The sequence below is a fragment of the uncultured Hymenobacter sp. genome (genome assembly GCF_964242765.1).
Taxonomy (GTDB): domain Bacteria; phylum Bacteroidota; class Bacteroidia; order Cytophagales; family Hymenobacteraceae; genus Hymenobacter.
Genome location: NZ_CAXTBM010000028.1, coordinates 39,999 through 58,201 on the forward strand (window position 1 = coordinate 39,999; position 18,203 = coordinate 58,201).

Here is an 18,203-nt window from a genome sequence, read left to right on the forward strand (position 1 = left end):
AACAAGCCCGGCAACTACCCGAAGTGTGGTATGGCCCTGATGAAAAAGTCCTAAGCAGACCTTCCGGGTGCGTTGCCCCTTCCGCTTCCGCCCGGAGTGCCTGCTACTGCAACCGCGAGCCGCTTACCGGCGGGTTTAACCTGATTGTAATGAAGTACCTAGTGATAAATGCCCTTCTTGGATGGCTGCTGGCTCTGCTGGCCGGTGCTGGTCCGGCTTGGGCGCAAACGGCCGTCGTTGGCCTCGACAGCGCCGAAGCCCAGAGTTTGCGCCGCCACCCGCGGCTGCGGCAGTCCGAGCGGGAAATTGCCGAGCAGCGGGCCCTCAAGCGCAGCAGCTTTGCACCAGCCAACCCGGATTTTCTGTTTTCGGCCCCCACGGGCGAGAGGTGGGCGCCGGGCGTAGTGCAAACCATCGACCTGCCGAACGTGTACCGGCGGCAACGCCAAGCAGCCGAGGCCGGCATCACCCTGGCTGAGCGCAACCGGGCGGTCAGCCGGGCCTCGGTGCTGCGCGACGCCCGCCTGGCTTACCTTTCCCTGCAATTTGCCGAGGCCCAGGTGCGGCAGCTCACTTACCAAGACAGTCTGTTTCGGGCGTTGCGCCTAGCCACCGAGCGGCTGTTTGCGGCCGGGGAGGTGACGTCTCTGCAACGCATCAGCACCGACGCCGAAGCCCGGCAAGTTACCGTGCAGCTTCAGCAGGCCACCGAAGACCAGCGCGCGGCGCAGCGGCGCCTGGGTTTGCTGCTGGGCCGGCCCACCGAAGCACTGGCCACCAGCACCGACTTGCGCCGCAGCGGCCCGGAATTGGCCCAGGCCGGCACGGCGCTGCTGGGCGGTTTGCCGGCCGAAGACAGCAGCGCCCTGGTGCGCAGCCCCACCCTGGCAGCAGCCACCCAGAACGTGGCGCTGAGCCAATCGGGTATTAGCCTGGTCCGGGCCCGGCGCACGCCGGCCCTGACGGTGGGGTACCAGAACCAGGCCTTTGAAAACTCAACTGTCCGGTACCGCTTCCAGTTCGGCGTGTCGGTGCCCATCTGGTTCTGGACCTACCGCGCCCAGTTGCAGGCGGCCACGGCCCGCAGCCAGGCGGCCGGCTACCAGCTGCAAGTCCAGCGCCTGGAGCTAAGCACTCTCTACCAGCAGGCGCTGGCCGACACGCGCAAGTTTTCGGCTTCGCTGGGCTATTATGAGCAGACTGGCGTGCCGCAGTCGCGGACCATCATCAGCCAGTCGCAGCGCCTGTTCCAAGCCGGCGAAATCAGCTACCTGGTCTTGCTTCAAAGCCTGAACCAAGCCTTTACCATTCAGAATACCTACCTGACCACTATCCGCGACTACCGTCAGGCCCTGGTCGAACTTAACTACCTGCGCGGTGAATAAGATGAAACAACTCCTGATTTTGCTGCTGAGCCTGCTCCTGAGCGGAGCGGCCCACGCCCACGGGGGCGAAGACCACGGTGATGGGGCCAAGGCTTCCACCCCAGCCGGCGCGACCTCCTTCTCTGTGGCCGCCCTATCAGAACAGTTCGAGGTGCTGCTGCGCTACGAGCCGCTGGCAGGCGGCGAGCCCGCCGACCTGCGGCTATTCCTCTCGGACTACGCTACCAACGCCCCCATCAAAGGCGCCAAGCTGACGTTGACCAACCCCGAAGATGCGCAGCTGAAGTGGGCGGTGACGGAACAGGAGCCCGGCATTTACTTGGTAGAAGGAGAATTTCCGGCTAATAAGCCCTACAGCTTCGCCCTCAACATCGTGGCCGGCGACCGGGCCGATTTGATGCTGCTCGAAGGTATTAAGGTGGGCGAGAAACTGCCCGGGGCGGCAACACCCACTGCCGGAGCCCCCTCACTTTTCTTTTCCTGGAAAATCATTCTGGCCCTGGCCGGAGCCTTTGTGCTCGGCATTGCCCTGACGGTCTTGCTCATGCGTCGGCGGCGCGTTGCCGCCCTGGTCTCCACTTCAACTTCTGCCGTCTATGAAAACCACGCATAAATTCCTTGCGGCCACGGCCGCCGCTGGCCTGATACTGACGGTGCTGCTCCCGCCCCCCGTTGCCGTGCTCGGCCACGACGGCGAAGACCACGGCGGCGAAGCCAAAGCCAGCACCGGCGTGGCCCTGACCGACGAAGTATTGCTGCCCAAGGAAAGCCAGTTTCTCTTCGAGGTGCGCACCAACCTGGCCTCTTACTCCACGACTTATAGCCGGGCTACGCTCTACGGCACCGTATCGGCCGCCGCCGGGGGCGAAGGGCGCCTCGTGGTGCCGCAAACCGGCCGCATCGTGCGCCTCGCGGCGCAGGTGGGCCAGCGGGTACGCGCCGGGCAGACGCTGGCCGTCATCGAGCAAACCCTGGATGCCACCCAACAAATTGGGCTGAGCACCGAGCGGGCCAACGCGCAGGCCGAGCTGCGGGCTGCCCAGCAGGACTACGCCCGCCTGCAAAGCATTGCCGACATCGCCGCCCGCAAGGATGTGGTGGCCGCCGAGCTGCGTTTGCGCCAGGCCCGGCAAAATGCCAGCATCTACAACGGGCAGGCCCAGCAGCGCCGCGTGAGCGTCACCTCGCCGGTGAGCGGCACCGTGGATGTGTTCAATCTGGCCGTGGGTCAGCAGGTCAACCAGGGCGACGAGCTTTTTCGCGTCATTAACCCCGGCAAGCTGCGGGTGGAAGCCCAGGTGTTTGCCCAGGATCTGGCCAAGGTCACACCCGGCGCGCAGTTTCGGGTGGAAGGCCTGCAAGGACAGCCCGGCGCCCCGGCCCGGCTGGTGGTGTTTAGCAACGTGGTCAACCCCGTCAACCAGGCCCGCCAGCTGATTCTGGAGCTGGATGCTAGCCAGGGCAGCGCCTACCGCGCCGGCCAGGCGGTGAACGTGCAGGTGATAAGCCAAAGCGGCAATGGCCAGAAGCAACTGGTAGTGCCCACTTCGGCCGTAACCGACCTCAACGGCAAGCCGGTGGTGTTTGTGCACACCGAGCCGGAGCGCTTCAAGATTCGCTACGTGCAGCCCGGCGCCGCCAGTGGCGAGCAAACCGTGCTGGTGCAGGGACAGGTCAATGAAAACGACCGGGTCGTAACCGCTGGCACCTACCAGCTTAAGTCTATTTACCTCAATCAATAGGGATGCTCGATAAGATAATTCGCTTTGCCCTGCAAAACCGCCTGCTGATGCTGGCCTTTGCCATGGGGCTGCTGATTGCCGGCTCGTACACGGCCCGCGAGCTACCCGTGGACGTGCTACCCGACCTGGACCGTCCCCGCGTAACCGTGTTCCTGGAAGCCCCGGGCATGGCCCCGGAAGAAGTGGAAGCCTTGGTGACGTTGCCCGTGGAAACGGCCCTGAACGGCGCTACGGGCGTTTCGGCCGTGCGTTCTAATTCGGCCATTGGCCTCGGGATGGTGTTCGTGGAGTTCGACTATGGCACCGACATCTTCACGGCCCGTCAGATTGTGAGCGAAAAGCTGCAAACCACGGGCGAACAACTACCAACCGGCATCACGCCGGTGCTGGGGCCCATTTCGTCGGTGATGGGCCAGATTATGCTGGTGGGGCTGTCCGGCGGAAGCCAGACCAGTGCCGCGGACTTGCGCACGCTGGCCAACTACACCGTGCGGCAGCGGTTGCTTTCCATTCCCGGCGTGGCCCAGGTCATCCCCATCGGCGGCGACAACTTGCAGTACCAGGTGCTGCTGGACATGCCCCGGCTGAACGCTACCGGCCTGACGGTGAGCCAGGTGGAAGAGGCGCTGCGCCAATCCAACCTCAACACCACCGGCAACTTCTTCGACCGAAATGGCTCAGAGGTACTGATTCGCAACCTGGGCCGCCTGCGCTCGGTCCAGGACATCGAAAACCTTGTCGTGGGCTACCGCGAGCAGTCCCCTATCCGCGTGGCCGACATCGCCAAGGTGGAGTTCGGGGCCCGCTTCAAGCGCGGCGACGGCAGCGTGAACGGCAAGCCCGCCGTTGTTCTGAGCATCGAAAAGCAGCCCGGCACCGCCACCGTCGGCCTCACCGAAGCCGTGGAAAAAGCACTGGTAGAATTGAAGCCGTCGCTGCCCAAAGACGTGCAGGTGAACACGCGCTTGTTCAAGCAATCCGAGTTCATCGAGTCGAGTATCACCAACGTGGAGGAAGCCTTGCGCGACGGGGCCATTCTGGTGGTTATCGTGCTGTTTGCCTTTCTGCTCAACGTGCGCACCACCTTTATTTCGTTGGTGGCCATTCCGTTGTCGCTGCTGGTTACGGCGTTGGTGTTCCGCTTTGCTGGCATCAGCATCAACACCATGACGCTGGGCGGGCTGGCCATTGCCATTGGCGAGCTGGTTGATGATGCCATTGTGGACGTGGAAAACGTGTACCGGCGCCTACGCGAAAACCGGCAGTTGCCTAACCCGCAGCCGGTGCTCAAAGTCATCTACGCGGCCTCGTCGGAGGTGCGCAACTCCATCGTGTACGCTACCATCATCGTGGTGCTGGTGTTTTTGCCGCTGTTTGCGCTCGAAGGTATGGAGGGCCGAATTTTCGCCCCGCTCGGCATTGCCTACATCACCAGCATCGTGGCCTCGCTGTTTGTGTCGCTGACCGTCACGCCGGTGCTCTGCTACTACCTGCTGCCCCGCATGAAGCAGAGCAACCACCCCGAACCCGACGGCCTGCTGGTACGCTGGTTGAAAAAGAAGGACACCCGCTTGCTGGGCTGGGGCCTGCGGCAGCCGAAGCTAGTGCTTGTTTCGACGGCCCTGCTCTTTGTGATGGCCGCGGCCATGGTGCCGTTTTTCGGCACCGAGTTTCTGCCGCCTTTCAATGAAGGGTCGCTAACTGTCAACTTCTCGGCCCCGGCCGGCACCTCGCTCACCGAATCCAACCGCCTGGGCACGCTGGGCGAACAGCAGATGCTCGAGATTCCGGAAGTGGCTTACACCGCCCGTCGAACCGGGCGCGCCGAGTTGGATGAGCACGCTGAATCGGTCAACAATTCGGAAATCGAAGTGGCCTTCAAGACGGCAGCGGAACTGCAACGAGAGGGAAGAAGCATGCGCAGCCGCGACGAAATCCTGGCCGATATGCGCCAGAAACTTAACCTAATTACGGGCGTGAACGTGAACATCGGCCAGCCCATTTCCCATCGCCTCGACCACCTGCTGAGCGGCGTGCGGGCCCAAGTGGCCATCAAAGTGTTTGGCCCTGACCTGCTGGAGCTGCGCCGCTATGCCGGCGAAGTGCGCGCGGCCGCCAGCACCGTGCCGGGCGTGGTGGACTTGCAGGTCGAAAAGCAGGTGCAAATTCCCCAGCTACTCATCCGCCCCCGCGACGAGGCCTTGCGCGCCTACGGCATGGAGCGCGGCGAAGTGGTGCGCGATTTGCAAACCCTATTCCAGGGCACGGTGGTGTCGCAGATGCTCGACGGGCAGAAACGGTTTGACTTAGTGGTGAAGCTACCCGAAGTGCAACGCAACGACATTGCCGCCATCAGCCAAACCCGCATTGAAACGCCGACCGGCGCCATGATTCCGGTAAGTCAGGTGGCCGACATCGTTTATGAGCCGGGCCCCAACACCGTCAACCACGAAAACACCCAGCGCCGCATTACCATCTCGCTGAACGTAGCCGAGCGGGATCTGGGCTCCACAGTGAAGGAGATTCAGCAGAAGGTGAGTCAGCAAGTGAAGCTGCCGCCGGGCTATTACCTCACCTACGGCGGGCAGTTCGAGCGCCAGCAGTCGGCTTCGCAGAAGATTCTGTGGCTGAGCTTGTTTTCGCTGGCCGGCATCTTCCTGGTCTTGTTCTCGCACTTCAAGTCCAGCTACATGGTCGGGCAGATTATGCTCAACATCCCGCTGGCCCTCATCGGCTCGGTGGTGGCTGTGCTGGTTACGGGCGGCACCTTCAGCATTGCCTCACTGGTAGGCTTCATCACGCTCACCGGTATTGCCTCGCGCAACGGCATCATGATGATTTCCCACTACATCCACCTCGTGGAGCATGAGGGCGAGAAGTTTGGGAAGGAAATGATACTGCGCGGCTCGCTGGAACGCCTAGTGCCGGTACTGATGACGGCCCTGGTGGCTGCGTTGGCGCTGGTGCCGCTTACGCTGGCCAAGGATGCGCCGGGCAAAGAAATTCTCTACCCGGTAGCCACCGTCATCCTCGGCGGCCTACTCTCGTCCACCTTCCTCGACATCATCGTGACGCCGGTGGTGTTTTGGTTGGTCGGCGAGAAAGCCCTGGCGCAATACTTCGCTGCCCACCGGGAAACGGGCCTCAACGACCACTCACGGGAGCTGGACGCGCAGCCCCTCACGCCACCCTCGGACCTGAACCCGGTGCTGCCCAGGCGCTAAGCCCTACAACTCCCTGAGTAGCCTAGAAGCCGGCCAGATTAAAAGCCGGTGCCAGATGGCAACTCCTTAAGAGCTGCGTCGGCAGCGGTTTTTTATTTTCTGAAAAAAGTCGTCTATGTTGTAAACATACGACATACTATGTCGTATGTTTACAACATAGCAAATTACTCCCTTCCCCTCGATGCTTGCCAACGCTTATCTTATTGTTCGCTCATGGCTGCGCCTTCTGCTTGAACACGGACTGCGTTTTCAGGCCGAAGTTCGTAGCGTCCTACCCGGCAGCGACATCGACGAAGCCGAGCAACGCGCCCTCCGCAAGGCAGAAACCATGCTCACGCCATTGCTTGCCAGTAGCACTCTAGCTTCCACTCTTTATGGGCTCCCGCCTACGTTTGATGACCTACGCTAAAACTGCCTCTTTCACCGAAGAGCAACAGCAGCTTGCTCGTATTGCCAAGGCCTTGGCGCACCCGGCACGGGTCGCTATCATTCAACTACTGGCCTCCAAACAAACCTGCATCTCCGGCGACATCGCTGCCGAGTTGCCGCTCTCGCGCACTACCGTTTCGCAGCACTTGCAGGAACTCAAGGCCCTGGACTTGATTCGGGGCGAGATTGAGGGACTCACCGTCTGCTACTGCCTCAATACCGAACTGCTGCACCAAGTGCACCAGCAGTTCACTGCCTTCTTTCTTGAGGCCACCACCAGCGCGGCCTGCGGCCCGGATGCCGCCTGCGGTTGCTAGATCACCTTTCCTTTGCAGCCTAAACAGCCCTATCCCATGAAAATCTCTGAAATGAAGCAGTCCCTGGCGGGACTCGAAGCCGTGAATTTTCGCTTGCCCAACGGGGACTACCTCCCTTCCCATTTCCACGTGACGGAAGTCGGCTTGGCAACCAAACACTTTATCGACTGCGGTGGGGTCGAGCGCCGGGAAACCGCAGCCAACTTTCAGCTCTGGGAGGCTGGCGACTACGACCACCGGCTCGCCCCGCAGAAATTTCTGCACATCCTTAAGTTGTCAGAGAGAATTTTAGGCGCTGAGGACCTAGACATCGAGGTGGAATACCAGCAGGAAACCATCGGCAAGTTCGGCCTCACTTTCGACGGCACCGACTTTGTGCTGACCTCAAAGCAGACGGCTTGCCTGGCGCAGGATGCGTGCGGCGTTCCGAATAAAGAGTTTGCATTGCCCCAGCTGCAAATTGCTGGTTGCACGCCGGGCGGCGGGTGTTGCTAAGGCCTTTGAGCGGCGCTGCCTAGTAGGTGGCGCCGTTTTGCTTACCCTCCCTTCGTACTTTCTCTTTCTGATGACAATTGCTTTTTTCTCGGACGTGCACGGCAACCTGCCGGCCTTGGAGGCGGTCCTAACTGACCTCGACCAACGCCGCCCCGACATGGTTTTTTGCCTGGGCGACCTGGTAGGCTACGCCCCCTGGCCCAACGAAGTGGTCAACGAGGTGCGGCGGCGGGGCATTCCCACGCTGGCCGGCAACTACGACCAGGGCATTGGCCTGGCCAGCGAAAACTGCGGCTGCGCCTACAAGACGGACGTAGAAAAAAACCTGGGCGCCCAAAGCATTGCCTACACCAACCAGGTTGTGAAGGCGGATGAGCGCCGCTATTTGCGCTATCTGCCTAAGCACATACGCCTGGACTTTCAGGAGGAGCCCTGTACTCTTAGCCTGCTGATGGTGCACGGCTCGCCGCGCAAAATCAATGAATACTTGTTCGAGGATCGGCCCGAAGCAAGTTTTCTGCGGGTATTGGCGGATACCAACGCCGATATTCTGCTCTTTGGCCATACGCACAAGCCCTACCACCGCACCTTTGCCTACGAGCACGAAGGCGAAACCCGTTACCGGCACGCGCTCAACATCGGCTCGGTGGGCAAGCCCAAGGACGGCGACCCGCGGGCGGCCTACCAGTTGCTGCACCTCGACGAGCACACCACGCTGACCGACCCGCAGCGTGTGCGCTCCGAGTTGATTCGGGTGGCTTACGACGTGGAGAAAGCCGCGCAGGCAGTGGAAGCTTCACCACTGCCCAACGAATACGCCGATATGCTGCGCAACGCCTACTAGCTGCCATAACGGGCACGCCGACCTTTGTGCGCCGTGCGCCACTCGTTAACTTGCTTTTGCCTTCCTCATGCCACTGTTTTTCCTGTTACGCTCCGGCCGCCGTTGCATAAAGCAAGCAGCAAAACTTATTGCTACTGCATTGTATAGGCCGCAACTGAGCGCGCGGGCTTTTCTATATTGTTATGCTTTCCTCCATTGCTTCCGCCACGTTTATCTCTTCCAACGGCGGTACGGGAGCAAACCGGGATTCGTGAAAGTTGGCTTCGGGAAAGCCCGGCGCCACGGCCATATTATTGATTTCTGCTAGAGTAATCCCGTAGCCGCGGTGCGTGTCGTACACGCCACGCACGGTGTAAATGGGGCCGCGCTTGGGCGTTTGGATGTTGGGATTCTGCACGAGTAAGAGCGTGAAGTCATCGTTGATACAAACAATTTCCTGCTCTGGGTGGAAAAGCGGCGGTTTCATGGTGGCAAAGGTAGCAGGCCGCTACTATCGAATGTGAATTTTTCTGGTTTAATCCTACTTCGCGCCGAAGCAATAGGCAACAAAGTTCTTGTCTTGGCCTCTGAGCTAAACCCGTAAGTGCCAGCTGCCAGGTCCGCAACAAGCGCGTCCACCGCCTCACTTTCACGGGGCTTGCTGGTCCGGATTTACCGTGGCTAGTTACGCAGGGGCGGATGTGGTCCTATCTAGTTACCTAACTCCACTTGTAGCGCATGAGCAGCCGGGTTAAGGTTGGCGCTACAAGTGGAGTGCTTGGGGGCCGGTGCTGATTTTGTGGAGCAACAACGGGGTGAGCCTGCGGTGGCAGTTACTCTCAATAAATCCGTATAAATCCTTGCAAATACCTTCAACCGCCCCCCTACAGCCGGCCGTACAACTAAACCAAGTCGCTGGAACTGGTTTTGTCGGATCATATCGATTTTGTAATAGATCGTACCGTCCAAGTCTGCTCTTATCCCACGATTAAGTTCATCCCATTAGTGAAAACAAGCTCAGCAGTAGTATGAAAGAGGAAAATAAATTCAGCCGACGCCAAGTAATCAATGGCTTGGGAGCCAGTTTAGCAGCGGCAGCTATTGCCCCGGTGCTCTCAGTTGAGGGGGCGCCAACCGATGCGGACTCGGCACCAGACGCGCTGCTCGATCCAACCAAAACTTACCCCAAACCCCCGTTCAAAGGCCAGTCGCAGCCCTGGCCGGGCTTGGCCAGCCAAATGGACCCACGGCCCGATCATGGAGAAAAAAGCTACAAAGGCTCGGGCCGTTTGAAAGGCCGCAAAGCCTTGATTACCGGCGGTGATTCAGGCATGGGCCGCGCCGCCGCCATTGCGTATGCACGGGAAGGCGCCGATGTGGCCATCAACTATCTGCCGGCCGAAGAGCCGGATGCGCGCGAAGTTATTGCGCTAATCAAGGCTGAAGGCCGAAAAGCCATTGCTATTCCGGGTGATCTTCGGGATGAAGCGTTCTGCCAAAAGATGGTGGCAGAGGCCGTGCGTGGCCTCGGAGGACTGGATATTCTGGTTAGCAATGCGGCTCGTCAGCAAGCGCACCCGTCGATTATGGATATCTCGACCGAGCAGTTTGACTGGACGATGAAGACCAACATTTACGCGCCCTTCTGGATTATCAAGGCGGCCCTGCCGCATTTGCAGCCCGGCTCCACCATCATTGGCACCACCTCGGTGCAGGCCACTGATCCTTCCGCTGACTTGTACGACTACGCGCAAACCAAGGCAGCAACCACGAGTTTTGTTCGGTCGCTGGCCAAACAGCTCGGGCCGAAAGGCATTCGGGTGAATGGAGTGGCCCCAGGCCCCATCTGGACGCCGTTGCAAGTAAGTGGGGGCGCTACGCAGGAAAAGCTGAAAAGCTTTGGGGGTACCACGCCCCTAGGCCGGCCCGGCCAACCGGCCGAACTAGCTTCTATTTATGTGCAACTGGCCGCTAGTGATGCCAGCTACTCCACCGGCCAAGTGTATGGTGCCGCCGGCGGCGATGGCCAACCGTAAGCATAATCAGAACTGGCCAAGACCACACAACCAGTTTTAGCCTAAAGTAAAACAAGAACGAGTTTGAGGGCCGATCTTATGCCTTCAAACTCGTTCTTGGTTTTTTAGCCCCACTTCCGCAAAATCGGCAGCGAGCAATAGCTAGTAGGTGTATTTACATGCTTTTGGTGTTTGGTACTGTCCTATTCGAGGAGCCACCGACTTCTCTTCAAGAGACTGGTTTAACAGCTTAATGCCGGCTTTCGGCTACGTGCGCATGAATGGTTTGGATTTGCAAGTCGTCCAGCGGTTTGTGGATCAAGCCAGCCACCAAAGGAAACTCATGTACCCGGTCGGTGTCGGAAGGCGCGAGCGAGGAAGTTAGCACGTAAATAAAGCAGCGCCCGGCGAGTTGCGCCTCGTATGGCCGCAGGGCCATTAAAAAGTCCCAGCCGCTCAGAATCGGCATGTTGAGGTCCAGCAGGATTACATCCGGCATCTCGTTCGGAATACTTTGCTGAACGTGGCGCAACGCCTCCTCGGGCGACTGAAACGAACATAACCCTTCGGCCAGACCTTCCCGCTTCAATATTTTTTCTGTTAGAAACACGCTGATATAATCGTCGTCTACAAGTACGGTCCGCATATAGTCTTTTAAGGTAAGAGCAATTGAAATTCAGCGCCGGCATTGGGGGCGCTATGGACCTCGATGTGGCCACCCATCACTTCTACGTGCGCATTAACAAGGTACAAGCCTAAGCCCCGGCCAGTGGGCACTGAATGAAACCGCTTGTAAAGCTTAAACACGTCCTCTCCCGCTTTCTCTCGATCAAAACCCGAGCCATTGTCCGCCACACGAAGACGGGCTCCACCCGCTGGATCGGGGCTCCCCGTTATAGTTACCCGTAGTATGCGGTCTTCAGCCCGGTATTTGATTGAGTTGGAAACCAAATTAAAAAAGATACTGAACAGATAGGCGCGCTTGCCATGCACCCGCAAGCTCTCAGGAACAGCCAGCACTACTTCGCCGCCACATTGCTGAAGCGGCTCCTGCAAGCTAGCTACAACCTGCTTCAACACGTCGATCAGCAGCACCGACTCCGCCACCTCCCCGACGCCTTGCTTGTCCCGGACGGCCAAAATCGTATTCAGGTCCTGCAATATCAAGTCGAGTTGTTGTAAACTGGTTTGTAAGTGAGTCAGGAGCGGAACCTGCTCGGGGTTCTCGACGCGCAACAATTGCACCAGACCCAGCGCATTGGCCAGGGGCGCCCGCAGATTATGCGACACGATGTACGTGAACTGCTGCAAATCCTGGTTGTGGCGGTATAGGTCCAGCGTCATCTTCTCTTGGCTGGCTTCTGCTTCCTTGCGGGAGGTGATATCGGAGAAATAGACCGATAAGCCCTCTTCCGACGGAAAGCACTTGGCATCCAGCCATAACGCACCGGTAGCGTAGTAGGCCTCGAAATGCACTGCCCGCCTCGTAGCTACGGCTTCGTGGTATTTCTGATAGAACATGCTCCCTATTTCGGCCGGAAACACCTCCCATAAGTTTCGCCCGGTAGTGTGCTGGCTTTTCACCTGCAAAAGCCGCTGGGCCTCTTGGTTGAGAAAGGTTATGTTCCAGTCCCGATCAAGCAGAATAAGCGCATCGGTGATACTTTCAAAGATGATATTGAGTTTGCGGGCCTGTTGCTCGATGAGTTGATTAGAGGCGGACAATTCGGTGATATCCCGGCCTACCATGTGTACGCCTACCACCCTATTGTCAACCGAGAGAGGCACCTTGGAAATGCTAAGCACTTTTGGCTCGGCTCCCTTGAACTGCACGGCGACGTCGAACTGCACCGGAATTCCTTGGAAGGCCTCCCGCAGTTTCTGACCGAACACCGGAACTAAGTTGGGCGGCAGAAAATCGTCTATCGAATGCCCTATTACGTCAGATTTCTCGCAATGCAATAGAGCAAGAAAAGGCTTATTTGCATCCAGAATAATGCTTTCTTCGTTTTGAAAGAGCAACAGATCCAGGTTGTTGTCAAACAAAGACCGAAACCGTTGCTCACTATCAACGAACTGCGCGCTCGCACTCATGGGTGGGTGGTACTTATAATGGGAGAGAGCAACCTGCTATGTAAGAGCGAGGCTTTGAAATGTAGTGTTTTCGAGTCCACTTAGTATAGTACGCCCGCTCTAGCATTGGCGTTGCGGGCCAACTAAGGCGTGTTTCAGCGAATATCCGCCATGAGTACATACCGTGCTTGAGTTACTACCTCAATTCCGCAAGCAGTTAGCAAACACGCACACTACGCAGACACGAATTAAATTCTCTAAAACTAGCATTTCCAACCAACAAATCTCAGGAAATGACTACAAAAAGCCGCCCCTTGCAAGCAAGGGGCGGCTTTTTCACGTAGTTAAGTCTACGAGTTACTGAGCTTTCTTACCGTCTTTGCCATCGAATACGCCTTTCACGGCGCCGCCTACTTTCTTGCCTACTTTGGCGGCACCTTGCCCCACATCTTTACCTGCTTCCTTTACATCGGAAGCGGTATTTCTGGCGGCCTGGCCTACTTTGCTGCGTTCGTCAGCAGTTTCTGCTTTCGCTTCTTTTGCCTCGGTGCTTACGGCCGCAGCACCCTGCGAAGCACGGGCTTCCGATTTGTCGAATGATTTGAAGGCGGCGTATTTCAGTTTTTCCTTTTGAATTTCCGCTAAGTCGCGCGCCGATATATCACCTTTCACTTTGTCGTAGGCTTCATCCAAGGCCCGCCATTCGGCGTTGATGACGCGCCAGTCGCCTATTTCGTATTTGTCTTCGTTGGCTTTCACGCGCTGGATGAAGGCCTCGTAAGTAGCGCGGGCATTAGCCGCCGTCAGGGCCGCAGCGGGGCTGGTAGCTTTGTAGAGCTTGGCCGGGGGCTCATTGGCGGGTGCGGGGGCCGGCGCAACCGTAGTGGTAGTTGCCGGAGCCATTGCAGTGCCGGCTGTGTCGGTGCTAGCGGTGGCGGTGCTAGCAGCCGTGCTTTGCACAGTGTTATAGCGCTGTTGCAGGCGCTGAATTTCAGCTTGTTGAGCGGTATCAAACTCTGCTGAGTAGCGCTGTGCAGCCGCCAGGCGGGCGGCAAAGGTATCAGGCACTGTTACGGCCGGAGTGGCTTCAGCCTCGGCCACGTACGTCTGCAAATTGTCGTAAGCACGTTGGCCTTCCTGCGAAACTTCTTTTTTATCGTTGGAAGAACAGCTGGATAACGCCAGGGTGCTGCCACCGGCAAATAAGGAAGTGGCTAGCAATAAAGTGTTGAAGCGAAGTTGGAGCATGACCTTGGAAAAATAACACGCGTGGAAGTTAAACAAGTGTTGATTGTTTGGCTTTTAAACGAAGTAGTGTGTCCCAAGGTTGGAAATATCCCCAGCTACTTAAACGAATATATCCCGTTCCAGTACTTATTTTTAGCCTTATCGTACAATTGCCGACAAAGACCAGCTATTGGTTGAACTGCAATTCAGGGTTTAATCTGGCGGGTAGTAGCCTTTACAATCAACCCGGATTCCCAGGTTTTCTTGAGTAACTCGTTGAAAAAGAAGTGCCCAAGCCACCAAATACGCTTTTCATTAAGACCAGGACTACGTATCAGTTAATCTGTTCCCCGAAACAACATAGGCATGGCAACCACTGAGCTACTGCACAGCCAACGAAATACATGGTATAATTCCATTCTTCTACTTAACTGTGGCAACAGTTAGCAGCCAGGAATAAGCTGATTCCGCGTCTTCGAAAGTGTCGACAAGTGGGCGAGTGGTATAGCTCAGGACCCGCTCGGTGTCCACTCGGGCCGGCCAATTGTGCGAGTTCACCCATGCTATGGCTTCAACTCCGTTGTCGGCCAAGGCGTGGAAAAACTCCTGTGCAATCCAGCGTACTATTTCGCCCCAGCCATCAAACGATTGACTGCTGTCGTTCAAGATTGCGGCGCTTTGGGTTTGGCGCACCTTGTTTAAAATCATGGCGCACCCTGCCACCGAAGATTCTTCGTTGTGCTCCCCACGCCAAGTTACGTGCAACCAGTTCTTGGCTGGATCATGCGCAATAGTTAAACCAGGAATATCAAATAAAGTGTACATACCTCCCCTACGTTTCAACGTGTATACAGGCAATGAACTAGCGTACAGGCTGGTGCCCAATAGATAATCAAACAACCAACTCCCTTTCCCTCCGTGCTCCTGTTCCGAATAGCTTGTAGATAACATACGATTTAATATAGTATATCGGCTTTATGTTTTATTTAAATACTTTCAATTTTTTCGCTAGGTGTTGTGCTATTGGTTTCACTCTGGCGCCTATCTCAGCGCACTACCGTGGGCATAGGCGCAATAGTAGCATGTGCTTCTAAAACACAGAACCCCTGGCAATTGGCCAGGGGTTCTGTGCTTATCAGTTCTTACCTGTGAGCTTTAGCTACGGATTACGCGCAACTGCTTTTTCAGGGCCTCAATTCTATTCTGCGCCTCATCGATACGGCCCTGGTACTCTTGGCGGAGTTGGGCTGCATTCTTGGAGCGAGCAAAGAACTCGAGGTTGGTTTGCAAGGTCGAAATGTCGTTTTCCAGTTCGTTGATTTCGCGGCGCAAGGCTTGCTCTTTCTTGTAGAGTTGCTGCTGCGAATCGGGGCTGGACTTGAGCCGCTCCACTTGCAGGTTGAAGAGCAACTCAGCCCGCTCCGCATAACTTAAATTGGGCACTGTATCGAGGTACTTGCCCATCAAGCTCTGGAACCGCTCGTCGGCCCGCTCGTTATTGCCGCGCGGATTGCTTTCGGCACTGCCAAAATCTCGCCACTCCTGCACGTGCTGCCGGAAGCCTTCGAGGCCGCCAGGCGCATCGGTTGAGAGGGCCGCTACGCTAGCGGCCAGTTGGTCGAGGTAGCCGGTTTGGGCTTGGCTGGCTTGCTGCACCTTTTCCTGGCGCTGCTTCACTTCCTGATTTTTGCGGTCGAAAAATGCGTCGCAGGCAGTCCGGAAACGGTTCCAAACTTTGTCGGACTGCTTTTCGGGCACGCGGCCGATGGTTTTCCAGTCTTTCTGAAGCCGAATCACAATTTCGCGGCCTTGCTCCCAATCGGGATTAGCCAACGCGGCCTCGGCTTGGTCAATCAACTCCAGCTTGCGCTTGAGGTTGCTGTTTTTCTCTTCATCCAGCGCTTTAAAAAACTGGTTTTTGTGCTGGAAGAAGCCTTTGTAGGCGCTCCAGAACTGTTTGTTCATGGCGTCGGCCTTGTCGCGGGGCACGAGGCCGGCGGCGTCCCACTCCTCCTTCAGCTTTTGCAGCTCGTCGGTTTTAGCGCGCCACTCGTTTACGCGCTCCGTATGAAACTCGCCGAAAGGCAGCAGCTGCTCCAACAAGGTGGTTTTGCGGGTCAGGTTGACATTTTCCTGCGTGGAACGCACATCCAGAAACTCTTTCTTGCGGTTGTGCACCAACTCAGAAGCCTGCAAAAATCGCTGCCACAGCGCCTCCCGCTGCTCGTTAGGCACTGGCCCGATGTGCTTCCACTCCTCGTGCAACTGCCGCAAATCATTGAGGGCCTTGTTGATGCTCGACTGCTGAACCAGTGCTTCGGCCCGCACGATAAGCGCCTCCTTGGCTTCCAAGTTGCGGCGGCGGTCCAGCTCCTTCATCTCGAAGAACAGGCCGCGGTTGTTATAGAAAATATCAAGCAGGGCGTGGTAGCTGTTCCACAGTTCCTGGGTGTCTTTCTGCGGTACGGGGCCGGTAGCTTTCCAGTCGTTTTGCAAGGCCTTGATGCGGGCCGAGCTATCCTTGGTTTCGGCCGACTCAACGAGCACCCGCAATTGGGAAAGCAAGTGTTGCTTGTGCAACAGGTTGCGGGCGCGCTGGTCGTCTTCGGCTTTGGCGTCCCGCACGCGGCTGTCGCGGAAATCCTGCATCAGCTTGCCTAGCTCGGCGTAGCCTTCCGGGCCCGAATACGTGAAGCTTTCGCTTTCATTGCCGGCTTCGGTGAAGCGCTGGCGAGCAGCAGTGCGGTCGGCGTTGATGGCCGTTTCGTACTGGCGGTAGAGGTCGGCGATTTGTTTGCGGTTCTGGCGGGCATCGGGGCGCCGGAGCAACGTCAGCAGTTGGGTGGTTTGCGTGGGCAGGTCGAGCGCGGCGAAATCCGGAACGGGCGTCTCCGACACGAACTCTTCCTCTTCCGAGCTGGCCTCAGGCTCCGAATGGGTATTTTCGGGAGTGGCAGGTGTTGGCGAGGAAGTGGTAAGATGAGCAATTCCTTCGGGGAAATCCTCGATTTCAAGCGCGGCGTGCAGTTCTTCTACCGGCAGTTCGATATCAGGCGTTTCGGCAACTAGGGTTTCTGCTGTTTCCGCGCTCGGCGCTTCTTCTTCGGAAACCGCTACCTCTTGTTCGGGAGCAGCAGTTAAGGCATCGGCCTCGGCTGCCGTGCCCGAGGGCGAAGTCACGGGGAGTTCCGTTGTCGTAGCCGCCGGAGCAGTTTCCACCGGAGCTGCTGCCGACGATACCACTGTCTCTTCAGTGGTAGCCGGTGCAACTGGTTCGGGGGCTGCCGCCGTGGTTGGTGCGCTTTCATCGGTCGCCTGATGGGCACTCACTACTCCGGGATTTTGGTCGCCGTAATGGTCGTCGGCGCGAGCCTGTGGGTCGGAAACGGAAGGATCGTGCGCGGGCACCTGCGCCGCCGCGCTAGCCGTTACGTCGGCGGGAAGTTCGGCGGTGCCAGCCCCGGCTGGTTCGCCGGCAGTCGGGTTCACTTCCGTAGCGGGACGCTCGGTGATTTCGCTGGCAGAAGCAGGCTCCTGCTTGGAGCGAATTTCTGCCAGACGGCGCTCTAAGATGCTTAGCGGCGATTCCGAATTGTTATCGGAATTAGCAGCGGCTTGGTCGTTTTCAGGTAGCATGAGTTCAGCAGAAAAGGCCCGGTAGGTACCTAGGTGGGCGTAGGTGGTGGGCGACGAGGAAGTATCTAGTTCAGGCGCGGATCAACGGGATAATTGGACAGCGCACGGAAACGCCCGCCTTTTTCCCGCAAAATAGCCTGCCAAAACGCATCATTGTCCAAAGTAAAGACTTTCCCGGCAGCATCCGGATGCACAATCCAAACCTTTTCCCCGATTTCGTCGGCTAGCTGCCCGGCCGTCCAGCCTGAATAGCCAGCGTAAAAACGCACCGCATCGGGCGAAAGGTCACCGCTTAAGAGCAAGCCCATGAGCACCGTAAAGTCGCCGCCCCAATACACATCCTGCCCCAGCGCAATAGCCTCGGGTATGTCGGGGCGCTGGTGCAGGTAATGCAAGGTGTCGGGCTGGACGGGGCCACCCAGATACAGGGGCATCTGCGCCACGGCCGAATCGGTGGGAACGGGAAGTTGCAGCACGTCGGCTAGCTGGAGGTTGGAGGCGCGGTTGAGCACGAGGCCAAACGAGCCGTCGGTTTCATCGTGGCGGCAGAGGAGCACCACGGAGCGTTCGAAATTAGGATCACCCAGGAAAGGCTGTGAAATCAACAGGCTGCTGGAACGAAGACGGGGCATAGCGTTGAAGTTAGGCGTAGGCAAGTAACACCAGATAACAAGTAAGGGCAGGCAACATCGGGGTTAGTGCTTTCATTCACTTACCGGGCAGCACCCCTATTTAGTACGTGAGACGGGGCGCTGGAGGTTCCCTGCCTGCCCGCATTGTACTACCTTGCGGCCCGTTGACTGGTTGACTTCCAACATGCAGCTTATCAAACGGCCG

General features: G+C 57.8%; 16 protein-coding genes. 9 read left to right on the forward strand and 7 right to left on the reverse strand.

Going from position 1 to position 18,203, the window contains the following annotated elements; all coding sequences use genetic code 11:
- The first annotated feature begins 149 nt into the window (after window positions 1-149).
- The 8 genes from ACFE7X_RS13270 to ACFE7X_RS13305 all read left to right on the forward strand — a co-directional run bounded on the left by ACFE7X_RS13270 (window position 150) and on the right by ACFE7X_RS13305 (window position 8,436).
- Window positions 150-1,385 carry a TolC family protein gene (locus tag ACFE7X_RS13270; protein WP_375436154.1) on the forward strand — a complete coding sequence of 412 codons (1,236 nt, stop codon included), beginning with the start codon at window positions 150-152 and terminating at the stop codon, window positions 1,383-1,385.
- Between the two features lies 1 nt (window position 1,386).
- The gene (locus ACFE7X_RS13275; RefSeq protein ID WP_375436155.1) at window positions 1,387-1,998 is read left to right on the forward strand and encodes a hypothetical protein; all 612 of its coding nucleotides are present in this window, start codon (window positions 1,387-1,389) and stop codon (window positions 1,996-1,998) included.
- Window positions 1,982-3,127 carry an efflux RND transporter periplasmic adaptor subunit gene (locus tag ACFE7X_RS13280; RefSeq protein WP_375436156.1) on the forward strand — a complete coding sequence of 382 codons (1,146 nt, stop codon included), beginning with the start codon at window positions 1,982-1,984 and terminating at the stop codon, window positions 3,125-3,127. The genes ACFE7X_RS13275 and ACFE7X_RS13280 overlap by 17 nt, the downstream gene beginning before the upstream one ends.
- 2 nt (window positions 3,128-3,129) lie before the next feature.
- A complete protein-coding gene (locus ACFE7X_RS13285; protein ID WP_375436157.1) occupies window positions 3,130-6,351 on the forward strand; it encodes an efflux RND transporter permease subunit in 3,222 nt (1,073 codons plus the stop codon).
- 181 nt (window positions 6,352-6,532) lie between these two features.
- On the forward strand, window positions 6,533-6,760 hold the full coding sequence (locus ACFE7X_RS13290; protein ID WP_375436158.1) for a hypothetical protein: 228 nt from the start codon (window positions 6,533-6,535) through the stop codon (window positions 6,758-6,760).
- Window positions 6,726-7,097, forward strand: a complete 372-nt coding sequence (locus ACFE7X_RS13295) for an ArsR/SmtB family transcription factor (protein WP_375436159.1) — start codon at window positions 6,726-6,728, stop codon at window positions 7,095-7,097. Before ACFE7X_RS13290 ends, ACFE7X_RS13295 begins: the two co-directional genes overlap by 35 nt.
- A 36-nt stretch (window positions 7,098-7,133) precedes the next feature.
- The gene (locus ACFE7X_RS13300) at window positions 7,134-7,592 is read left to right on the forward strand and encodes a DUF6428 family protein (protein WP_375436160.1); all 459 of its coding nucleotides are present in this window, start codon (window positions 7,134-7,136) and stop codon (window positions 7,590-7,592) included.
- A gap of 70 nt (window positions 7,593-7,662) precedes the next feature.
- Window positions 7,663-8,436, forward strand: a complete 774-nt coding sequence (locus ACFE7X_RS13305; RefSeq protein ID WP_375436161.1) for a metallophosphoesterase family protein — start codon at window positions 7,663-7,665, stop codon at window positions 8,434-8,436.
- A gap of 172 nt (window positions 8,437-8,608) precedes the next feature.
- Here ACFE7X_RS13305 and ACFE7X_RS13310 read toward each other — a convergent pair whose 3' ends face one another.
- A complete protein-coding gene (locus tag ACFE7X_RS13310; RefSeq protein ID WP_375436162.1) occupies window positions 8,609-8,902 on the reverse strand; it encodes a hypothetical protein in 294 nt (97 codons plus the stop codon).
- A 541-nt stretch (window positions 8,903-9,443) separates the two neighbouring features.
- Here ACFE7X_RS13310 and ACFE7X_RS13315 point away from each other — a divergent pair.
- Window positions 9,444-10,451 carry an SDR family oxidoreductase gene (locus ACFE7X_RS13315; RefSeq protein ID WP_375436163.1) on the forward strand — a complete coding sequence of 336 codons (1,008 nt, stop codon included), beginning with the start codon at window positions 9,444-9,446 and terminating at the stop codon, window positions 10,449-10,451.
- 229 nt (window positions 10,452-10,680) lie between these two features.
- On the opposite strand, the gene ACFE7X_RS13320 is transcribed toward ACFE7X_RS13315, so the two are convergent.
- The 6 genes from ACFE7X_RS13320 to ACFE7X_RS13345 form a co-directional block, all read right to left on the reverse strand.
- Window positions 10,681-11,076: a two-component system response regulator gene (locus ACFE7X_RS13320; protein WP_375436164.1), complete on the reverse strand. Its 396-nt coding sequence runs from the start codon at window positions 11,074-11,076 to the stop codon at window positions 10,681-10,683.
- An 8-nt stretch (window positions 11,077-11,084) separates the two neighbouring features.
- A complete protein-coding gene (locus ACFE7X_RS13325; RefSeq protein WP_375436165.1) occupies window positions 11,085-12,524 on the reverse strand; it encodes a PAS domain-containing protein in 1,440 nt (479 codons plus the stop codon).
- 336 nt (window positions 12,525-12,860) lie between these two features.
- Window positions 12,861-13,751 carry a hypothetical protein gene (locus ACFE7X_RS13330; RefSeq protein WP_375436166.1) on the reverse strand — a complete coding sequence of 297 codons (891 nt, stop codon included), beginning with the start codon at window positions 13,749-13,751 and terminating at the stop codon, window positions 12,861-12,863.
- A gap of 402 nt (window positions 13,752-14,153) precedes the next feature.
- Complete coding sequence (locus ACFE7X_RS13335) at window positions 14,154-14,555, reverse strand: hypothetical protein (protein ID WP_375436167.1); 402 nt, start codon at window positions 14,553-14,555, stop codon at window positions 14,154-14,156.
- A 330-nt stretch (window positions 14,556-14,885) separates the two neighbouring features.
- The gene (locus tag ACFE7X_RS13340; RefSeq protein WP_375436168.1) at window positions 14,886-17,366 is read right to left on the reverse strand and encodes a DUF349 domain-containing protein; all 2,481 of its coding nucleotides are present in this window, start codon (window positions 17,364-17,366) and stop codon (window positions 14,886-14,888) included.
- A 65-nt stretch (window positions 17,367-17,431) separates the two neighbouring features.
- Window positions 17,432-17,998: a YqgE/AlgH family protein gene (locus ACFE7X_RS13345; RefSeq protein WP_375436169.1), complete on the reverse strand. Its 567-nt coding sequence runs from the start codon at window positions 17,996-17,998 to the stop codon at window positions 17,432-17,434.
- Window positions 17,999-18,203 lie beyond the last annotated feature (205 nt).